The following is a 17,003-nucleotide window of genomic DNA, read 5'->3' on the forward strand; positions in this document are numbered from 1 at the left end:
TTCACCTTCCGGCGGGACAAGTCGGCCCAGCGCGGCTGGCTCGACGCCCACAACGTCACGGGCGTCCTCGCCCTGCCGTTCCACCTCATGATCACCTATACGGGCCTCGCCACCCTGGCGCTGATGTACATCCCGTGGGGCGTCACCACGGCGTATCGCGGCGACAACCAGGCGTTCTATGCCGAGAGTGGGCAGATCACCGTGCCGCGCCCCGCCGCCGGACGGCCCGGAACCCTCGCGCCCATCGGGCCGATGGTCGCGCAGGCCATGGCGATGGTGCCCGAACCCCTGGAACGCCTGTCCGTCCTCAATCCGCGCGATGCTGCCTCCACGGTGGTGGCGGTGTTCGAGGAGCCGCACGGCCTGTCGCACGCCCACCCGCAGGTGGCGTTCGACGGGACTACGGGCGCCGTCGTCGAGCTTCGTCAGGGCGGCCTGCGGCCGGCGGCCAAGACCTTCACCACCCTGGTCGGCCTGCACGAGGCGCATTTCGCCGGCCCGGCGCTCCGCGTGCTGTTCTTCGTCTGCGGCCTCATGGGCTGCGCCATGGTGGCGTCGGGCCTGATCCTGTGGTCGGTGGCGCGCCTTCCGAAACCCGGGACCCGGCCGTTCCCGGGCTTGCGCCTCGTCCAGGCCCTCAACATCGGCACTGTCGTGGGCTTTCCGGCCGGCATCGCGGCCTACTTCCTCGCCAACCGCCTCCTGCCGGCCGATTGGCCTAGCCGGGCCGATTGGGAGATCACCGCGTTCTTCGGCGTCTGGGGGCTCGCCGTGTTGTTTCCCTTCGGCCGACAGCCGCGCCGGGCCTGGATCGAGGCCATGGCGGTCTTGGCGCTCCTGACCCTGGCGGTTCCCCTGGCCGACGTGGCGACGATTCCCGCCCATCCCCTCCGGGGTGGTGCCGGCGAGGCCGGGCTCTTCCTGTGGTTCGACGCGGGGCTCCTCGCCCTTGCCGCCCTGTTCGCCTTCTGCGCTCGCCGAATCGACCGCTACAAGGGGCCACGCCCGAAGCGGCGCCCCGCACCGGCCGACCCGATGCGCACCGCCGGCGAGCGTCAAGCCGCCCTGATCTAATTCTGCCTCGGCGGATTGCCGCCGGGGCACTTCCCGATCACGCCAGCTTTGCGCGCTTTCCGAACGCCACCGCCAGGCGCGTCCGCGCCCGTTCGGGAATCTCCGTCTCGGACTCGATCCGCACCATCGGCATTTCCGCGCCGATGAGGCTTTTCGGATCGAAGGTGAAGAGGAGATGGCGCGGGCCGATCTGCAGGGCGGCGACGCCGTCGGCCTGGGTCAGATCCTCGCCGAAGATCTCGATGAGCGGGCCGTCGGGGTCGCCCTTCTCGATCTGGATAATGAAGTACCCCGCCGGCTCCTCCTCGTCGTCGGCGCCGGAGATGAGGCAGATACCGTTCTCCTCGTCGTAGCGGACGCGCTGGACCGCGAAGGTTGTCAGATCGTCGTCCATGCTCAACGCTGTCCGTGCTGGATGTCGCGGAAGAGGTCCTTGTACTGGCGCGGCTGGGAGCGCCAGTACTGCTTGGGTGCCCGTACCTGCGCACCCAGTTCGGCCGCCGCGTGCCAGGGCCAGCGCGGGTTGTAGAGCAGCCCGCGCGCCAGGGAGACGGCGTCGGCCTTGCCCTCCTGCAGGATCGCTTCGGCCTGGGCCGCCTCGGTGATGAGGCCGACCGCGATGGTGGTGAGGTTCGTCTCGGCCTTGATGCGTTCGGCGAACGGCACCTGATAGCCGGGCCCGAGGGGGATCTGCTGCGCCGTCGACAGGCCGCCGGTGGAGACGTGGATGGCGGCCGAGCCCCGCCGCTTGAGGGCGTGGGCGAGTTCGATGGTCTCCTCGACGGTCCAGCCGTCCTCCACCCAGTCGGTGGCCGAGACGCGCATCCACACGGGCTTGCCCGCCGGCACGGCGTCGCGCACGGCCTCGAAGCATTCAAGGGGAAACCGCATCCGGTTGGCGAGATCGCCGCCGTACTGGTCGGTGCGCCGGTTGGAGAGCGGCGACAGGAACTGGTGCAGGAGGTAGCCGTGCGCCCCGTGAAGCTCGAACCCATCGATACCGAGGTGAAGCGCCCGGCGCGCCGTGGCCACGAACCCGTCGCGGATCCGCTTCAGCCCCTCCGCGTCGAGGGCGTGGGGCGGTACCTCGTCGGCGCCGTGGGGAACGGCCGAGGGGGCTTCCGTGCGCCAGCCGTCGGGCGCGTCGGGGGTGATCTGCGCGCCGCCATCCCAGGGCGCGCGGCTCGACGCCTTCCGGCCGGCATGATTGATCTGGACCGCGATGGGGATCGGGGCATAGGCCCGCACGGCGTCGAGGACGCGGCCGAGCGCCAGTTCCGTCGCGTCGGAATAGAGCCCGAGGTCGAGGGGCGAGATCCGCCCCTCCGGCGAGATCGCCGTCGCCTCCAGGGTGAGGAGGCCGGCACCCGATTGCGCCATCTGGGCCAGGTGCATGAGGTGCCAGTCACCGGCCTGCCCGGCATGAGCAGAATACTGGCACATGGGGGCCACGATGATGCGATTCTCGAGTTCCAGGGCGTCGAGGCGCAGGGGCTCGAACAGGCGGACGGTCATGCGTGGCTCTCCCGGACGGTTTCTGTCCTTCTGGCCGAACCGGCGCCCCCCGGCTAGGCCATTCTCGGCCGTGCCCGTCACCGGTTCGACGCGGGAAACTAGGGCTCGCCTTCGCTCAGGCCACCAGACCGCGTGACCTCAGGCTGGTTCCGATCTCGTCGAGGGCGGTGGCGTCGTCGATGGTGGGCGGCGTGGTCCAGGGCTGGCCATCGGCGATGCGCTTCATGGTGCCGCGCAGGATCTTGCCCGACCGGGTCTTCGGTAGGCGCGCCACCGTCAGCGCCAGCTTGAAGGCCGCGACGGGCCCGATCTCTTCGCGGATGCGGGCGACCAACTCGGCCTCGATGACGGCGGGATCGCGCGCGACGCCCGACTTCAGCACCACGAACCCGCAGGGTTGCTCGCCCTTGAGGGCGTCGTGAATGCCGATGACGGCGCATTCGGCGACATCGGGGTGGCCCGCTAGCACCGCCTCCATGCCACCCGTGGACAGGCGGTGGCCCGCGACGTTGATGATGTCGTCCGTGCGCCCGAGCACCGTGACGTAGCCGTCGGCATCGACCACGCCCGCATCCGAGGTGTCGTACCAGCCCGGATAGGTGGTGAGGTAGCTCGCCCGGAAGCGCGCCTCCGAGCCCCAGAGGGTGTGCAGGCAGCCGGGCGGCAGGGGCAGGCGCAGGGCGATGGTGCCCATGGTGCCGGCGGCGACCGGCTTGCCGGCCTCGTCGAGCACGGCGAGGTCGTAGCCCGGCATCGGCACGCAGGCGCTGCCGTGCTTCACCGGCAGGAGGCCGAGGCCGAGGGGGTTGCCGGCGATGGCCCAGCCCGTCTCCGTCTGCCACCAATGGTCGATGACGGGGCGGTCCAGGGCGCGCTCGGCCCAGGCGACGGAATCGGGGTCCGCCCGCTCGCCGGCGAGGAACAGGCAGCGCAGGGCCGAGAGATCGTAATCCCCCACCCGCTCGGCGCGCGGGTCCTCCTTCTTGATCGCCCGCAGGGCGGTGGGCGCCGTGAACAGGCACACGGCCCCGTAGTCCGAGGCCACCCGCCACAGGGCGCCGGCATCGGGCGTTCCGACAGGCTTGCCCTCGTAGAGGATCGTGGTGCAGCCGTGGAGCAGCGGCCCGTAGACGATGTAGGAATGGCCGACGACCCAGCCGATGTCGGAGGCGCAGAAATAGGTTTCGCCGGGCGCGACGCCGTAGAGGTTCGGCAGGGTCCAGGCGAGGGCGACGCAGGTGCCGCCCGTGTCGCGCACCACGCCCTTGGGCGTCCCCGTCGTGCCCGACGTGTACAGGATGTAGAGCGGGTCCGTCGACGCGACCGGGGTGCAGGGAGCTCGGCGCCCCGCGGCCTTGGCCGCCGCCACCGCCTCCGCCCAATCGCGGTCGCGCCCCGCGATCAGCGTCGCGGGTCCCTGCGGGCGCTGCAGGATGAGGCACGCCTCCGGCTTGTGCGGCGAGGCCGCGATGGCCGCGTCCAGGAGCGGTTTGTAGGCGACGACGCGGTTCGGCTCGATCCCGCAGGACGCGGCGAGCACCACCTTCGGCGCGGCATCGGCGATGCGCACGCCGAGCTCGTTGGCGGCAAAGCCCCCGAACACCACGGAATGGACGGCCCCGAGCCGGGCGCAGGCGAGCATGCCGAACAGGGCTTCGGGCACCATCGGCATGGAGAGCACCACCCGGTCGCCCCGCCCGACGCCGAGATCGGCGAGGATGCCGGCGAGCGTCGACACCTCGTCGAGGAGGGTCGCGTACGTGATCGTGCGCTTCGTGCCCGTGACGGGCGAATCGTAGAGAATCGCGGCCTGTTCGCCCCGGCCGGACGCCACGTGGCGGTCGACGGCGTTGTGGCAGGCGTTCAGCGTCGCATCGGGAAACCAGCGTCCGGCGACACCGGCCGAGGCGTCGAAGGCGCGGATCGGCGGGCTCGCCCAGTCGAGGGCTTGCGCGGCCTCGAGCCAGAAGGTCTCTGGGTCGGCGAGGGAAGCTGCGTGAATCTCGGCGTAGGGGAGGTTTCCGCTTCGGGCGGACCCTCGGAGAGCTGTGGGATCCATCGTTCCTCCGGCTGTCGAACCGGTCGTGGATGCCGGCTTTGCCGCGAGCTTACCCGGTTTTTGCACTCGGCGTAGGCTCGACCTTCGCGATCGGCAGACTTGGCCGGAAACGAGAACCGCCGCCCTGGAAACCAGCGGCGGCGGCGAACGCTAAGAGAAAGTATTGAGGTCGTGAGGAGCTCAGTGCACCGAATCGGTGTCGTTTCGGAGCCGATTCATCTCATCCTTGAGGAGAAGCTTCTTTCTCTTGAGTTCTGCGATACGCAGATCGTTCGCCGAGGGACTGTGCTTGGCGTCGTGGATTTCCCGCTCGAGGGCTTCGTGCTTCCGGGCGAGCTGGGTGAGGTGCGTCTGCAGTGACATGAGTGTCTTCTCCTGTCTCGTTTCGACGAACCGAGAGTGGCACACGATGAGCCGGCTGTCGAAGCCTATTGCCGGTCAAGCTTGAGGAATTTTGCGCGCCTGTCGAGAAGAGTTAAAGTTTCTTCAAATCACCGTTCCCGGGGATGGGCGTTCCATGTGCATGCCGGCCATGGGGTTCTTGCTCAGGGTCGAGCCGTGACGCATGGTTCCCCGAGGGCGTTCCGGGGTTTAGGGTTACGATGGCGAGTGCGTTGAACGACGACGAACCGGCGGTGTCCGGCGAGGAGCTGGAGCGGCTCAAGCAGGAGCACCGCGACCTCGATGGGGCTATCGACGCCCTCGAACTCAGCGTCGCCGGCGACCAGCTCCAGATTCAGCGCCTCAAGCGGCGCAAGCTCGCCCTGCGCGATCGGATCTCTTACATCGAGGACCAGATTACGCCCGATATCATCGCCTGAGGCCGGCCGCGGCCCCCGGTGGGGCCGCCCTTGCGGCAACCGGGCTGCTTTTGTATTCGGCGGGATCGGGCGTCGCGAGCCCATCGGCCTGTTTTCGAACGCGATAGGGATGTGACGACGATGGCGGGAGCCACCCCGGTCGCGATCATCATGGGCAGCCAGTCCGACTGGGCGACCATGTGCCATGCCGCCGAGACCCTCGACGCCCTCGGCGTCGCCCATGACGACCGCATCGTCTCGGCCCACCGCACGCCCGACCGCCTCGTGGCCTTCGCCAAGGGGGCGAAGGCCGAGGGGTTTCAGGTGGTGATCGCCGGGGCCGGCGGAGCCGCCCACCTGCCGGGCATGACGGCCGCCATGACCCCCCTCCCCGTCCTCGGCGTGCCCGTGGAATCGAAGGCCCTGTCGGGCCAGGACAGCCTGCTTTCCATCGTGCAGATGCCAGCCGGCATTCCGGTCGGCACCCTTGCCATCGGCCGGGCCGGCGCCGTCAACGCGGCGCTGCTGGCAGCCGCTATTCTGGCCCTGACGGATGCGGCCCTGGCGTCCCGCCTCGAAGCCTGGCGCGCCGCGCAGACCGCGAGCGTCGCCGAACACCCGCAGACCTGACTTCACGGTGACACCTGTCTTGACCGCTCGTCCCACGCTTCAGCCCGGCTCCACCCTCGGTATCGTCGGCGGCGGCCAACTCGGCCGCATGATCGCCCTCGCCGCCGCCGATTTCGGCCTCAAGGTCCACGTCTTCGCCCCCGACGACGACAGCCCGGCCTTCGACGTTTGCGCGGCGCGGACCGTGGCGGCCTATGACGACGTGGCGGCCCTCGCGCGCTTCGCGTCGGGCGTCGACGTGGTGACTTATGAGTTCGAGAACATTCCCGCCGCCGCCGCCGAAGCCCTGGCCGCGAAAGCGCCCCTCCACCCCAACGCGACGGCGCTGGCCACCACCCAGGATCGCTTGACGGAAAAGGCCTTCATCAACGGGCTCGGCATCGAGACGGCGCCGTTCCGGGCCGTCGACACCGCCGACGACCTCGTGCGGGCGCTCGCCGAGATCGGCCGCCCGGCGGTCCTGAAGACCCGGCGCTTCGGCTACGACGGCAAGGGCCAGCGCATGATTCGGGCCGAGGGCGAGATCGACGCCGCCACCATCCTAGCCGAGTTCGGCGGCGCGCCCTGCATCCTCGAAGGCTTCGTGCCGTTCGAGGCGGAGGTGTCCGTGGTCGCCGCGCGCGGCGCCGACGGTGCGTTCGCCGCCTACGAACCCTGCGCCAACGAGCACCGCGACCACATCCTCGCCGTCACCCGCGTCCCCGCCCCCGGCATCGCGCCCCAGACCGAGGCCGCCGCCCTCGGCATGGCCCGGCGCATCGCCGAGGCCCTCGATTATGTCGGGGTCCTCGCGGTCGAAATGTTCCTGGTGCCGCAGGGGGATGGCCCGGCCCGGGTCGTGGTCAACGAGATCGCGCCCCGCGTGCACAATTCCGGGCATTGGACCATCGAGGGCGCCCTCACCTCGCAGTTCGCCCAGCATGTCCGCGCCGTCTGCGGCTGGCCCCTGGGCGATCCCGCCCGCACCGGCGGCATGGCGGTGGAGATGCACAACCTCATCGGCGCCGAGGCGGACGATTGGGCGAGCCTCCTCGCGCAGGACGGCGCCCACCTGCACCTCTACGGCAAGGGCGAGGCCCGCCCCGGCCGCAAGATGGGCCACGTCACCCGGCTCCTGCCCCGATCCTGAAACGAACCGTGAGCGTGCCCATGTCGAGCCTAACCCTCGCCGCCGCCCAGACCCTCGTCGCCAAGGCCCTCGCGACCGCGCGGGCTCAGGCGATGAAACCCCTCGTGGTGGTGGTGTTCGATGCGCGCGGCGCCCTCAAGGCGCTGGCCGCCGAGGACGGCACCTCCCTGCGTCGCGCCGAGATCGCCATGGGCAAGGCCAACGGGGCCCTCGCCCTCGGCATCGGCTCGCGGGCCATCGCCAAACGCGCCGAGGAACAGCCGACCTTCGTGGCCGCCGTGAGCCACCTCGTCGGCGCGGCCGCCCTGGTGCCGGTGCCGGGCGGCGTCCTCATCCGCGACGGCGAGACTCTTCTCGGAGCTGTCGGCATCTCGGGCGACACCTCCGACAACGACGAACTCTGCGCCGTCGCCGGCATCGAGGCGGCGGGGTTCACGGCCCAGACCGGGGCCTGAGACGCGCGCGATGACCGCGCCGGACCCGTACCGGCGCCGCTGCCTCGCCGGGCTCGCCGCGCTCGCCCTGGTCCGGCCTGCTCGCGCCGCGCCCGCCGGCCTCTATCGACGCGGCAACGACGCCGATCCCGGGACCCTCGATCCCCACCGCGCCTCGACGACGGCGGAGGCGCATATCCTGCGCGATCTCTACGAGGGCCTGCTCACCTACGACAATCACGGCCGCCTCATCCCCGGTGTCGCCGAAGCCTGGACGGTCTCGCCGGACGGCCTGACCTACACCTTCACCCTGCGGGCGACGGCGCGGTGGTCGAACGGCGATCCGGTGGTGGCGGACGACTTCGTGTTCGCCCTATCGCGCATCCTCGATCCGGCCTTAGGCGCAAAGTACGCCGAGGTGTTGTTTCCCATTCGCGGCGCGCGGGCAGTGGCGCGTGGGGAAGCGGCCGCCGACACCCTGGCGGTCACGGCGCCCTCGCCCCGCACCCTCATCATCACCCTGGCCCAGCCCACCCCGTATTTCCTCGAACTCCTCACCCACTTCGTCGCCCTGCCCGTCCATCCGGCGACGGTGCGACGCTGGGGCGACGCCTTCACCCGACCGGGAAACCTCGTCTCCAACGGCGCCTATGTCCTGCGCGACGTGGTGCCGAACGATCGCGTCCTCGTCGAGCGCAACCCGCATTTCCACGCGGCGGCGGAGGTCGCGATCCCGAGCGTGGCGTTCCTGCCGACGCCCGATCTCGCCAGCGCCGTACGCCGCTACGCGGGCGGGGAGATCGACTCCCTCGCCGACCTGCCCGGCGACCAGATGGCGTCCCTCAAGGCGCGGTTCGGCGGTCAGGTGGTGCTTGGCCCGTCGCTCGGCCTCTACGCCCTCGCCTTCGACCTGCGCCGCCCGCCCTTCGACGACGTTAGGGTGCGCCGCGCCCTGTCCCTCGTCATCGACCGGGAGTTTCTGGCCGAGCGCCTCTGGGGCGGAACCATGGCGCCGGCTTATTCCCTGTGCCCGCCCGGCCTCGAGCATTACCGGCCCTCGCCCGAACTCGCGGGCCGCGACAGCCTGCCCATCGACCGGGAGGACGAGGCCCGGTCGCTCCTGGCGCAAGCCGGATTCGGGCCGGGGGGCCGGCCGCTCACCGTCAAGTATCGCTTCAACACCAGCGACAACAACCGCAACACGGCGGTCGCCATCGCGGAGATGTGGCGCGGCATCGGTGTCACGACGCGCTTCACCTACACCGATGCGAAGACCCATTTCGCCTATCTGCGCGACGGCCGCCCCTTCGAGGTGGCACGCGTCTCGTGGATCGCGGACTACGCCGACCCGCAGAACTTCCTGTTCCTGCTCCAGGGCGACAACGACACCCTGAACCCCGGCCACTACGCCAACCCCGCCTACGACGCCCTGATGCGGGCCGCCGCCGCCGAGACCGATCTCGCCCGCCGGGCCGATCTGCTGTTCCGGGCCGAGACCCTGGCGCTGGCGGACCTGCCGTGGATCCCGGTGATGCACACCCGCTCGAAGGCTCTCATCAGCCCCCGCCTCTCCGGATACCATCCCAACCTCCGCAACGCCGCGCCGACGCGTTTCCTGAGGCTGGCGCCGTGATCGGCTTCATCCTGCGCCGCCTGCTCCAGGCGATCCCGACGCTTCTCGCCGTCGTGACCGTGAGCTTCTTTCTCATCCGCCTTGCGCCGGGCGGGCCGTTCGATCTGGAACGACCCCTGGCGCCCGCCGCCATGGCGCAATTGCGAAAGACCTACGGCTTCGATCAGCCCCTCGGGATGCAGTTCGTGCACTATCTCGGCGCCCTGGCCCGGGGGGATTTCGGCCCGTCCTTCTCGTTCCGCGACGTGAGCGTGGGCGAACTCCTGGCGCGCGGCCTGCCCGTCTCGATGACCATCGGGGGGCTCGCCCTGGTGCTGGCCCTCGGGCTCGGGCTCGGCCTCGGCGTGGGGGCGGCCCTGCGTCCCGCCGGCCTCCTCGACCGGATGGTGGGGCTCGGGGCCGGCCTCGGCCTCGCCGTGCCGACCTTCGTGGTCGCTCCCCTCCTCCAGATCGTCTTCGGCCTCGGCCTGCGGTGGCTGCCGCTCGGCGGCTGGGAGAGCGGAGCACCGTCGCATCTCGTCCTGCCGGTCCTCACCCTCGCGTTGCCCCAGGCGGCGATCCTCGCGCGCCTCACCCGGGTTTCCTTACGCGAGACCCTGAGCCTGCCTCACATCCGCACCCAGCGCGCCATGGGCCTGCCGGCCCACCGCATCGTCCGACACGCCCTGCGCGCCGGCCTGCTGCCGGTGACGGCGATCCTCGGCTCCACGGCGGCGTCGCTCCTCACCGGCTCCGTCGTGGTCGAGACCCTGTTCGGCCTGCCCGGCCTCGGCCGCTATTTCGTCGATGGGGCGCTCAACCGCGACTACACCCTGGTGATGGGCACCGTGGTTCTCGTCGCGGTGTTCGTCGTCGTTCTCAATCTCGTCGCCGACGTGCTCTGCGCCCTCCTCGATCCGCGCCTGCGGCTCTCCCCATGAGGCGGATCGCCCGGAGCCTCGCGCGGAACCGGCCGGCCCTGCTCGCCCTCGGCCTCCTCGTTGCCATCGTCCTCACCTGCTGCATCGGCCCGGCGTTGACCGGCCATGCGCCCGAGCGGATCTATCCTGACCTCGTTCGCATCGCCCCGGGCCTCGCGCCCCACCCCCGGCCCGAGACCGTGGTGCCGGCCCTGGAGGGCCTCGCCTTCCGCATGCGGGCATCGGTATCGGACGTGATTGTGCGGGACGGCCACGTGCGCTTCGTCCTCACGGCGCCGGCCCCCATCGACGCGCGCGTGCTCACCTACCTGCCTCGGTCAGACCTGTTCGGCCCGGCGCAGATCCTGGCGCGGGAGGCGGAGGGGCGGCGCCTCGTGGTGACGGCGCCGGTGCTCGCGCGAACCTTCCTCCTCGGCACCGATGGGCTGGGGCGCGATCTCCTCACCCGCACCCTCGTGGCCGGTCGTGTCTCCCTCGTCATCGGCCTCGTCGCCACGGGCGTGGCGCTTGCCATCGGCCTCACCTACGGGGCGGTGGCGGGCTATGCCGGAGGGCGCATCGATGCCGCGATGATGCGGCTCGTCGACGTACTCTACGCCCTGCCGTTCGTGTTCTTCGTCATCATGCTGCTGGTGTTCTTCGAGGCCGGCCTCGGCCTCATCCTCGTCGCCATCGGGGCCGTGGAATGGCTCGACATGGCCCGGATGGTCCGGGCCCAGACCCTGTCTTTGCGCCAGCGCGACTTCATCCGGGCCGCCGAGGCCCTGGGGCTGTCGTCGGCGACGATCCTCGCGCGCCACATCGTGCCGAACACCCTCGGGCCGGTGGTCGTCGCCGCCACCCTGCTGGTGCCGAAGGTGATCCTGCTCGAGAGCTTCCTCTCGTTCCTCGGCCTCGGTGTGCAGGAGCCCGAGACGAGCTGGGGCGCCCTCATCGCCGAGGGCGCCCGCGCCCTCGAATCCGCGCCCTGGATGCTCGCCGCCCCCGCCGCCTTCCTCGTGGCGACGCTGCTCTCCCTCAACATCCTCGGCGACGCCCTCGGCCAGGCCCTCGATCCCCGCCGCGACTCGCGCTGAAAGCTTGGCGGAACCGATGGCGGCCCCGGCGGATTGCCAAGGGTTGTCCGCATGTGCGCGTGAAGGGAACCCGATGGCGACCAAGGCAGAGACCGTGGCCGGCCCCACGCCCGAGCGCGTGCCCATGGGCACCATCATCGACACCGATATCGCCGCCCGCCTCGACCGCCTGCCCTGGGGTCGGTTCCACGTCCTCGTCATCGTGGCTTTGGGCATCACCTGGGTCCTCGACGGCCTCGAGGTGACCCTGGCCGGCTCCCTCGTCGGAGCCCTTCGCGCCGCGCCCATGAGTTTTTCGGAATTCGATATCGGCCTTGCCGCCAGTTCCTACCTCATCGGCGCCGTCGTCGGCGCCCTGGGGTTCGGCTGGCTCACGGACCGGATCGGGCGCAAGAAACTCTTCTTCATCACCCTCGCGCTCTACCTCGCGGCCACGGCCGCCACGGGCCTGTCGTGGGATATCTGGAGCTTCTGCATTTTCCGCTTCCTCACGGGGGCGGGCATCGGCGGCGAGTACACCGCCATCAACTCGACGATCCAGGAGCTGGTCCCGGCCCGCGTGCGCGGCTGGACCGACCTCGTGATCAACGGCTCGTTCTGGATCGGCGCGGCGCTCGGCTCCTTCCTCTCCATCGCCGTGCTGCGTCCGGGCATGATCGACCCGGCCTGGGGCTGGCGCATCGCCTTCTTCGTCGGCGGCGGCATCGGACTCGTGATTCTACTCCTGCGAACCTGGATTCCCGAGAGCCCGCGCTGGCTCGCCACCCACGGCTACGTGGCGGAGGCCGACCGCGTCGTCACCGGCATCGAGAAGCGCTTCACCGACGAGGGGCTGACCCTCCCGCCCGTCGATCCGAACAAGCGCATGAAGCTGAAGACCCGCAGCCACACGCCGCTCGGCGAAGTGTTCGGCACCATGCTGGGCGGCCACCTCAAGCAGACCCTGGTCGGCCTCGCCCTGATGGTGGCGCAGGCGTTCTTCTACAACGCCTTGTTCTTCACCTACGCCCTCGTGCTCCAGCGCTTCTACGGCGTACCGGGCGACCATGTCGGCTGGTACCTGCTGCCCTTCGCACTCGGTTCCTTCCTCGGGCCGCTGCTGCTGGGCCGCCTGTTCGACACCTGGGGCCGGCGACAGATGATCGCTTTCACCTACGGCATCTCGGCGGTGCTGCTCACGATCACCGGTTACCTGTTCAAGATCGAGGTGTTCGGCCCCGTCGGTCAGACGGCCGCCTGGATGGTGGTGTTCTTCTTTGCCTCCGCCGCCGCGAGCGCCGCCTACCTCACCGTGGCGGAGACCTTCCCCCTCGAGATCCGGGCGCTGGCCATCGCGGTGTTCTATGCCTTGGGCACCGGCATCGGCGGCGTCTCCGGGCCGCTCCTGTTCGGAGCCCTGGTCGAGAGTGGCTCGCGCGACAACGTTCTCATCGGCTACGCCATCGGCGCCACCCTTATGGCCGTTGCGGCCATCGTCGGCGGCATCTGGGGCACGGCCGCCGAGGGCAGGTCCCTTGAGGACGTCTCGAAACCCCTTGCGGCGGCGTAATACGCTCCGGTCTGATCCGTTCGGTGACACGACGAAACGCCGACACCCTCTTCTTGAAGGAGAGAGGACCCGTCGCGCCTGCTCGATCCGAAGTCATCGAGCGGACACCGTGTGAGTTGATCGTTCGGGGTTCCGGCTGCAACCGTCTTCATGCGCACGTGTTGAACGACCGTTGCTTGTCGAACGTCCTCCGGGAGCCCTTCATGCGATTCGTTCTCTTCACATCCGTCGCGGCCGTCCTCGCGACATCGGCTCTCGCCCAAGGCAACGGCCCCGCCGAGATCCGGCAGCCCGGGCCGCCCCGGATCACCACGCCCGGAACGCCCGACGCGCCCGTGGTGAAGCCGGGCGGCCTCGACAACAGCGGCCCTGGCTCCATCGGATCGGTGGCACCCGGGGCCACGGGCGCGGAGACCCGCTCGAACAATTCCGGAGCCAGCGGCAACGCGGAGCAGAACACCAAGCCCATCGGGAACACCGGCGGTGGCGGCGGCGGCGGAAGCTGAGGTCTATCCCCGACGCCCGTCGAAGAAGGCCCGCAGCAGGTCCGCCGCCTCGGCCTCGCGAAAGCCACCATAGACCTCCGGCGCATGGTGGCAGGTCGGCTGGTTGAACACGCGCGGACCGTGTTCGACCCCGCCGCCCTTGGGGTCGTAGGCTCCGAAATACAGGCGGCGGATGCGGGCGAACGCGATCGCTCCCGCGCACATGGCGCAGGGCTCGAGCGTGACATAGAGGTCGCAGCCCGTCAGGCGTTCGTCACCGAGGATTTGGCACGCCGCCCGGATCGCCAGGATTTCGGCATGCGCCGTCGGGTCCTTCAGGGCGCGCGGGCGGTTGTGCGCCGTCGCGATGGTTCGGCCATCCTGCACCACCACCGCGCCCACGGGGACCTCGCCCGCCAGCGCCGCGCGCCGTGCGGCATCGAAAGCCGCGCTCAAGGGATCGGTGGGGGGCGGACGGCGCGCGGACATTGCACGACTCCTAGCCGGATCGCCGCCACGGGGACAATCGCTCAGCGGAACCACATCGCAGGCGTAACCGTTTGGATATCGACGCGGTTGGATCCGCCTAGTCTTTAAGAAGGATTTTGCGATGAGCAGCACCACCGACAAGATCAAGGGTCTTGCCAACGAGGCCGTCGGCAACATCAAGCAGGGCATCGGCAATGCGACCGATAACGACAAGCTGAAGGCCGAAGGCAAGGCTCAGGAGCTGAAGGGCGAGGCCCAGAAGACGGTGGGCGATGCCAAGGACGGCATCAAGAGCGCTGCCGATACGGTGAAGAGCAAGCTTTAATCGAAGTTTGATTTCATACGCCTTCGTCGCCGACGGAGCGCGTGATGGACGTCGAAAGGCAGCCTCACGGCTGCCTTTTCGCGTGGAGCCCCGCGTCTCGCGGTCAATGCTCCCGCCGGGATATCTCGCAACGGCGCCTCCGCTCTGTTATGGGGCAGGCATGAGCGACAATAATGACGACAAGACGGGTGGCCCGGACGCCGCACCCGCCGCCCCCTCCGTTTCGAAGCCGGCTGAGGGACTTGCATCCTGGGAGCCCGCCACCGATGCCGGTGTGCCCGGCCCTTCGGCCGAGGAGCAGCCCCGGATCCGCAAGGCCGCGATGCCGCCGCGCGGCGGCGATACGCCCCTGCGCCGCAAGCCGGCGCCGGCGAAGCCGGCCGAGAAACCGGCGGCCTCCGGGGTAGAGTCGTCGGACGACGGTGCGTCGGTGCACGAGGGCGAGCGGATCGCCAAGGCGATCGCCCGCGCCGGCATCGCCTCGCGCCGCGACGTCGAGGTGATGATCGAGCAGGGACGCGTGACCCTAAACGGCAAGATCCTGACCTCGCCGGCGATCAACGTGACGGGCGAGGACCGGATCACCGTCGACGGTGAACCGCTGCCCGAGCGCGAGCGCACCCGCCTGTGGATCTACCACAAGCCGCGTGGCCTCGTGACGACGTCGCGCGATCCCGAGGGACGCCAGACCGTGTTCGAGGCCTTGCCCGAGGACCTGCCCCGGGTTGTGGCCATCGGCCGCCTCGACATCAATACCGAGGGGCTGCTGCTGCTGACCAACGACGGCGGCCTCGCTAAGGTCATCGCCCACCCGGATACCGGTTGGCTGCGCCGCTACCGCGTGCGGGCGCACGGCGACACGACGCAGGCCGAACTCGACAAGCTGCGCAAGGGCGTGACCATCGACGGGATGGATTACGGCCCCGTCGAGGCGACCCTCGACCGTGCCTCGGGCGACAACCTGTGGCTGACGCTCGGCCTGCGCGAGGGCAAGAACCGCGAGGTCAAGCGCATCCTCGAGCATCTCGGTCTCGCCGTGAACCGCCTGATCCGCCTGTCCTTCGGTCCGTTCCAGCTCGGCGACCTTGAGGCCGGCTTGGCCGAGGAGATCCGCACCAAGGTGCTGAAGGAGCAGCTCGGTCCGGGTCTGTCGGAGCAGGCAGGCGTCGATTTCGAGAGCCCCGTCCGCGAGCCCATCGCGCCGTTCGGTTCGCCGAAGCAGCAGGCCAAGCAGCCCGCCCGCAGCGCCTCGGCGGCGCAGCGCCGTGACTTCGACGAGGGCGACGCCCGGCCTCCGCGCGGCGCGGAGCGCGGGGCTGAGCGCGGCCCGTCGCGGGGTGGCGACCGCCCGATGTACAAGCCGACGGCGCCCGCCCGCGTCCCCACCGGCGGCAACAGCGCGGGTCCGCGCCGCTCCGTCTGGCGCGCCGACGAGGAGGCCCCGCAGGAAGACGGCCCGCGCCGGGTGAAGATTCCGCGCCGTGGCGCCGACCCGAAGGCCGAGCGCGAGGCTGCCGCCGCCCGGGGCCGCGAGCGCGTGGGCTCCATCGGCACCGGGGATCGCCGGGTGCTGGTCGAACGCCTCAAGGCGAGCCCGCAGGAGCCGGCCCCCGAGCCGCATCGCCGTGACCGCGCCTTCCGCCGCGACGAGGCGGGCGCCGCCGAGCGTCCGGTTCGGACTGTGCGGCAGGCCGATGCCCAGGCGGCCCGGCGCAGCGAGGCGGCCGAGCGTCCGCAACGCCGGTTCGACGCCGACGCCCGGCCTCCGCGCCGGGACGATGCGCCGCGCGGTCAAGGGGCACCGCGTCCCTTCGCGCGGCCGGACGGCGCCGAGCGGCGCGGTCCTCCGCGCGGGGGCGACGAGCGTCCGCGCAGCTTCAAGCCCCGCGATGGCGGCGGATTCAACGACCGCGCCGAGCGGCCCGCCTTCAACCGGGGCGATAAGCCCGGCGGGTTCCGGGGCGGCGACGACCGGCCGGGCGGTTTCCGCGCCGGCGGCGGCAAGCCCGGCGGGTTCAAGGCGGGCGGTTTCAAGCAAGGCGGCGATCGCCAGGGCGGCGACCGCGACATCGGGGCCGAGCGCTCCGGCGCCGATCGTGGCGGCTTCAAGCCCGGTGGCAAGCCCGGCGGATTCGGCAAACCCGGTGGGTTCAAGGCCGGTGGCGCGGGACGGCCCGGCGGCGGCAAATCTGCCGGTGGCAAGCCCGGCGGGTTCGCTGGCCGTGGCGGCTCGGGCGGCAAGCCCGGCGGGTTCGGCAAACCGGGCGGGTTCGGTAAGCCCGGTGGCGGTGCGGGCCGTCCGCCGCGCGGCGGGGGCCGGTGAGGATCGTCGGCGGCGACCAGCGCGGTCGCCGCCTCGCCACGCCGAAGACCGATGTGATTCGCCCGACCTCGGATCGCCTGCGCGAGGCCCTGTTCAACGTTCTGACGCACGCCTACGACGACACCGTCGTGGGTGCGCGGGTGCTCGATCTCTTTGCCGGCACGGGGGCGCTCAGCTTCGAGGCCCTGTCGCGGGGCGCGGCTTACGCCCTTCTCGTCGACGAGGGCGCCGAGGCGCGGGGCCTCATCCGTGAGAACATCGAGGCGTTCGGGGCCGAGGGGCGCACCCGCCTGTTCCGCCGCGACGCCACCCGCCTCGGCCCCGTGGGCACGAGCGGCACCTTTGGCCTCGTATTCTGCGATCCGCCCTATGGGCGCGACCTCGCCCCCCCGGCCCTGGCTTCGGCGGCGGCGGGCGGCTGGCTCCTGCCCGGCGCCCTGGTGGTGGTCGAGGAAACCGCGAGCGTGGTCGTCACGCTGCCGCCGGGCTTCGAAGCCCTGGAACGCCGCGTCTACGGTGACACGGCCGTCGTCTTCGCCCGCTTCGCCGGCTGAATCCCCTC

General features: G+C 70.7%; 18 protein-coding genes. 13 read left to right on the forward strand and 5 right to left on the reverse strand.

Annotation, left to right across the window (positions count from 1 at the left end):
• Window positions 1-1,074, forward strand: a 1,074-nt coding sequence (locus MFF01_RS09590) for a PepSY-associated TM helix domain-containing protein (protein WP_238224366.1), incomplete at its 5' end; no start/stop codon positions are given.
• 37 nt (window positions 1,075-1,111) lie between these two features.
• On the opposite strand, the gene MFF01_RS09595 is transcribed toward MFF01_RS09590, so the two are convergent.
• The 4 genes from MFF01_RS09595 to MFF01_RS09610 all read right to left on the reverse strand — a co-directional run bounded on the left by MFF01_RS09595 (window position 1,112) and on the right by MFF01_RS09610 (window position 5,011).
• Window positions 1,112-1,468 (reverse strand): hypothetical protein, encoded by a 357-nt coding sequence (locus MFF01_RS09595; RefSeq protein WP_238224368.1) that lies wholly within the window; start codon window positions 1,466-1,468, stop codon window positions 1,112-1,114.
• A 2-nt stretch (window positions 1,469-1,470) separates the two neighbouring features.
• Window positions 1,471-2,589 carry an NADH:flavin oxidoreductase/NADH oxidase gene (locus MFF01_RS09600; protein WP_238224370.1) on the reverse strand — a complete coding sequence of 373 codons (1,119 nt, stop codon included), beginning with the start codon at window positions 2,587-2,589 and terminating at the stop codon, window positions 1,471-1,473.
• A 115-nt stretch (window positions 2,590-2,704) separates the two neighbouring features.
• Window positions 2,705-4,648 carry an AMP-binding protein gene (locus MFF01_RS09605; RefSeq protein ID WP_238224372.1) on the reverse strand — a complete coding sequence of 648 codons (1,944 nt, stop codon included), beginning with the start codon at window positions 4,646-4,648 and terminating at the stop codon, window positions 2,705-2,707.
• Between the two features lie 180 nt (window positions 4,649-4,828).
• Window positions 4,829-5,011 carry a YdcH family protein gene (locus MFF01_RS09610; RefSeq protein ID WP_238224374.1) on the reverse strand — a complete coding sequence of 61 codons (183 nt, stop codon included), beginning with the start codon at window positions 5,009-5,011 and terminating at the stop codon, window positions 4,829-4,831.
• A gap of 239 nt (window positions 5,012-5,250) precedes the next feature.
• On the opposite strand from MFF01_RS09610, the gene MFF01_RS09615 reads away from it, so the two are divergent.
• The 9 genes from MFF01_RS09615 (at window position 5,251) to MFF01_RS09655 (ending at window position 13,325) form a co-directional block, all read left to right on the forward strand.
• Window positions 5,251-5,469 carry a YdcH family protein gene (locus MFF01_RS09615; RefSeq protein ID WP_238224376.1) on the forward strand — a complete coding sequence of 73 codons (219 nt, stop codon included), beginning with the start codon at window positions 5,251-5,253 and terminating at the stop codon, window positions 5,467-5,469.
• Window positions 5,470-5,589: 120 nt separating this feature from the next.
• Entirely contained in the window at window positions 5,590-6,078 is a 489-nt protein-coding gene (gene purE, locus MFF01_RS09620; RefSeq protein WP_238224378.1) for a 5-(carboxyamino)imidazole ribonucleotide mutase, read from the forward strand.
• 19 nt (window positions 6,079-6,097) lie between these two features.
• Window positions 6,098-7,207 carry a 5-(carboxyamino)imidazole ribonucleotide synthase gene (locus tag MFF01_RS09625; RefSeq protein WP_283207175.1) on the forward strand — a complete coding sequence of 370 codons (1,110 nt, stop codon included), beginning with the start codon at window positions 6,098-6,100 and terminating at the stop codon, window positions 7,205-7,207.
• 20 nt (window positions 7,208-7,227) lie between these two features.
• Complete coding sequence (locus MFF01_RS09630; RefSeq protein WP_238224387.1) at window positions 7,228-7,662, forward strand: GlcG/HbpS family heme-binding protein; 435 nt, start codon at window positions 7,228-7,230, stop codon at window positions 7,660-7,662.
• Window positions 7,663-7,672: 10 nt separating this feature from the next.
• Complete coding sequence (locus tag MFF01_RS09635) at window positions 7,673-9,274, forward strand: peptide ABC transporter substrate-binding protein (RefSeq protein WP_238224393.1); 1,602 nt, start codon at window positions 7,673-7,675, stop codon at window positions 9,272-9,274.
• Window positions 9,271-10,194, forward strand: coding sequence for an ABC transporter permease (locus MFF01_RS09640; protein ID WP_238224395.1), 924 nt, complete (start codon window positions 9,271-9,273; stop codon window positions 10,192-10,194). Before MFF01_RS09635 ends, MFF01_RS09640 begins: the two co-directional genes overlap by 4 nt.
• Complete coding sequence (locus MFF01_RS09645) at window positions 10,191-11,270, forward strand: ABC transporter permease (protein ID WP_238224397.1); 1,080 nt, start codon at window positions 10,191-10,193, stop codon at window positions 11,268-11,270. The genes MFF01_RS09640 and MFF01_RS09645 overlap by 4 nt, the downstream gene beginning before the upstream one ends.
• A 73-nt stretch (window positions 11,271-11,343) precedes the next feature.
• On the forward strand, window positions 11,344-12,819 hold the full coding sequence (locus MFF01_RS09650; protein WP_238224399.1) for an MFS transporter: 1,476 nt from the start codon (window positions 11,344-11,346) through the stop codon (window positions 12,817-12,819).
• Between the two features lie 203 nt (window positions 12,820-13,022).
• Window positions 13,023-13,325, forward strand: coding sequence for a hypothetical protein (locus MFF01_RS09655; RefSeq protein ID WP_238224401.1), 303 nt, complete (start codon window positions 13,023-13,025; stop codon window positions 13,323-13,325).
• A 3-nt stretch (window positions 13,326-13,328) separates the two neighbouring features.
• Here the strand turns inward: MFF01_RS09655 and MFF01_RS09660 are convergent, their stop codons facing one another.
• Complete coding sequence (locus tag MFF01_RS09660) at window positions 13,329-13,793, reverse strand: nucleoside deaminase (protein WP_238224403.1); 465 nt, start codon at window positions 13,791-13,793, stop codon at window positions 13,329-13,331.
• A 121-nt stretch (window positions 13,794-13,914) separates the two neighbouring features.
• Between MFF01_RS09660 and MFF01_RS09665 the strand changes: the two genes are divergently transcribed.
• The 3 genes from MFF01_RS09665 (at window position 13,915) to rsmD (ending at window position 16,995) form a co-directional block, all read left to right on the forward strand.
• On the forward strand, window positions 13,915-14,118 hold the full coding sequence (locus MFF01_RS09665) for a CsbD family protein (protein WP_238224406.1): 204 nt from the start codon (window positions 13,915-13,917) through the stop codon (window positions 14,116-14,118).
• 160 nt (window positions 14,119-14,278) lie between these two features.
• Window positions 14,279-16,441: a pseudouridine synthase gene (locus tag MFF01_RS09670; RefSeq protein ID WP_238224408.1), complete on the forward strand. Its 2,163-nt coding sequence runs from the start codon at window positions 14,279-14,281 to the stop codon at window positions 16,439-16,441.
• A complete protein-coding gene (gene rsmD / locus MFF01_RS09675; protein ID WP_238224410.1) occupies window positions 16,438-16,995 on the forward strand; it encodes a 16S rRNA (guanine(966)-N(2))-methyltransferase RsmD in 558 nt (185 codons plus the stop codon). Before MFF01_RS09670 ends, rsmD begins: the two co-directional genes overlap by 4 nt.
• The last annotated feature ends 8 nt before the right edge of the window (window positions 16,996-17,003 follow it).

The organism is Methylobacterium adhaesivum (genome assembly GCF_022179065.1).
In the GTDB taxonomy this organism is placed as follows: domain Bacteria; phylum Pseudomonadota; class Alphaproteobacteria; order Rhizobiales; family Beijerinckiaceae; genus Methylobacterium; species Methylobacterium adhaesivum.

What these genes read in the sequence shown, in the direction of transcription:
- MFF01_RS09595 (WP_238224368.1), bottom strand. Translation starts at nt 1,468, where the DNA reads ATGGACGACGATCTGACAACCTTCGCGGTCCAGCGCGTCCGCTACGAC.
- MFF01_RS09600 (WP_238224370.1), bottom strand. Translation starts at nt 2,589, where the DNA reads ATGACCGTCCGCCTGTTCGAGCCCCTGCGCCTCGACGCCCTGGAACTC.
- MFF01_RS09605 (WP_238224372.1), bottom strand. Translation starts at nt 4,648, where the DNA reads ATGGATCCCACAGCTCTCCGAGGGTCCGCCCGAAGCGGAAACCTCCCC.
- MFF01_RS09610 (WP_238224374.1), bottom strand. Translation starts at nt 5,011, where the DNA reads ATGTCACTGCAGACGCACCTCACCCAGCTCGCCCGGAAGCACGAAGCC.
- MFF01_RS09615 (WP_238224376.1), top strand. Translation starts at nt 5,251, where the DNA reads ATGGCGAGTGCGTTGAACGACGACGAACCGGCGGTGTCCGGCGAGGAG.
- purE (WP_238224378.1), top strand. Translation starts at nt 5,590, where the DNA reads ATGGCGGGAGCCACCCCGGTCGCGATCATCATGGGCAGCCAGTCCGAC.
- MFF01_RS09630 (WP_238224387.1), top strand. Translation starts at nt 7,228, where the DNA reads ATGTCGAGCCTAACCCTCGCCGCCGCCCAGACCCTCGTCGCCAAGGCC.
- MFF01_RS09635 (WP_238224393.1), top strand. Translation starts at nt 7,673, where the DNA reads ATGACCGCGCCGGACCCGTACCGGCGCCGCTGCCTCGCCGGGCTCGCC.
- MFF01_RS09645 (WP_238224397.1), top strand. Translation starts at nt 10,191, where the DNA reads ATGAGGCGGATCGCCCGGAGCCTCGCGCGGAACCGGCCGGCCCTGCTC.
- MFF01_RS09650 (WP_238224399.1), top strand. Translation starts at nt 11,344, where the DNA reads ATGGCGACCAAGGCAGAGACCGTGGCCGGCCCCACGCCCGAGCGCGTG.
- MFF01_RS09655 (WP_238224401.1), top strand. Translation starts at nt 13,023, where the DNA reads ATGCGATTCGTTCTCTTCACATCCGTCGCGGCCGTCCTCGCGACATCG.
- MFF01_RS09660 (WP_238224403.1), bottom strand. Translation starts at nt 13,793, where the DNA reads ATGTCCGCGCGCCGTCCGCCCCCCACCGATCCCTTGAGCGCGGCTTTC.
- MFF01_RS09665 (WP_238224406.1), top strand. Translation starts at nt 13,915, where the DNA reads ATGAGCAGCACCACCGACAAGATCAAGGGTCTTGCCAACGAGGCCGTC.
- MFF01_RS09670 (WP_238224408.1), top strand. Translation starts at nt 14,279, where the DNA reads ATGAGCGACAATAATGACGACAAGACGGGTGGCCCGGACGCCGCACCC.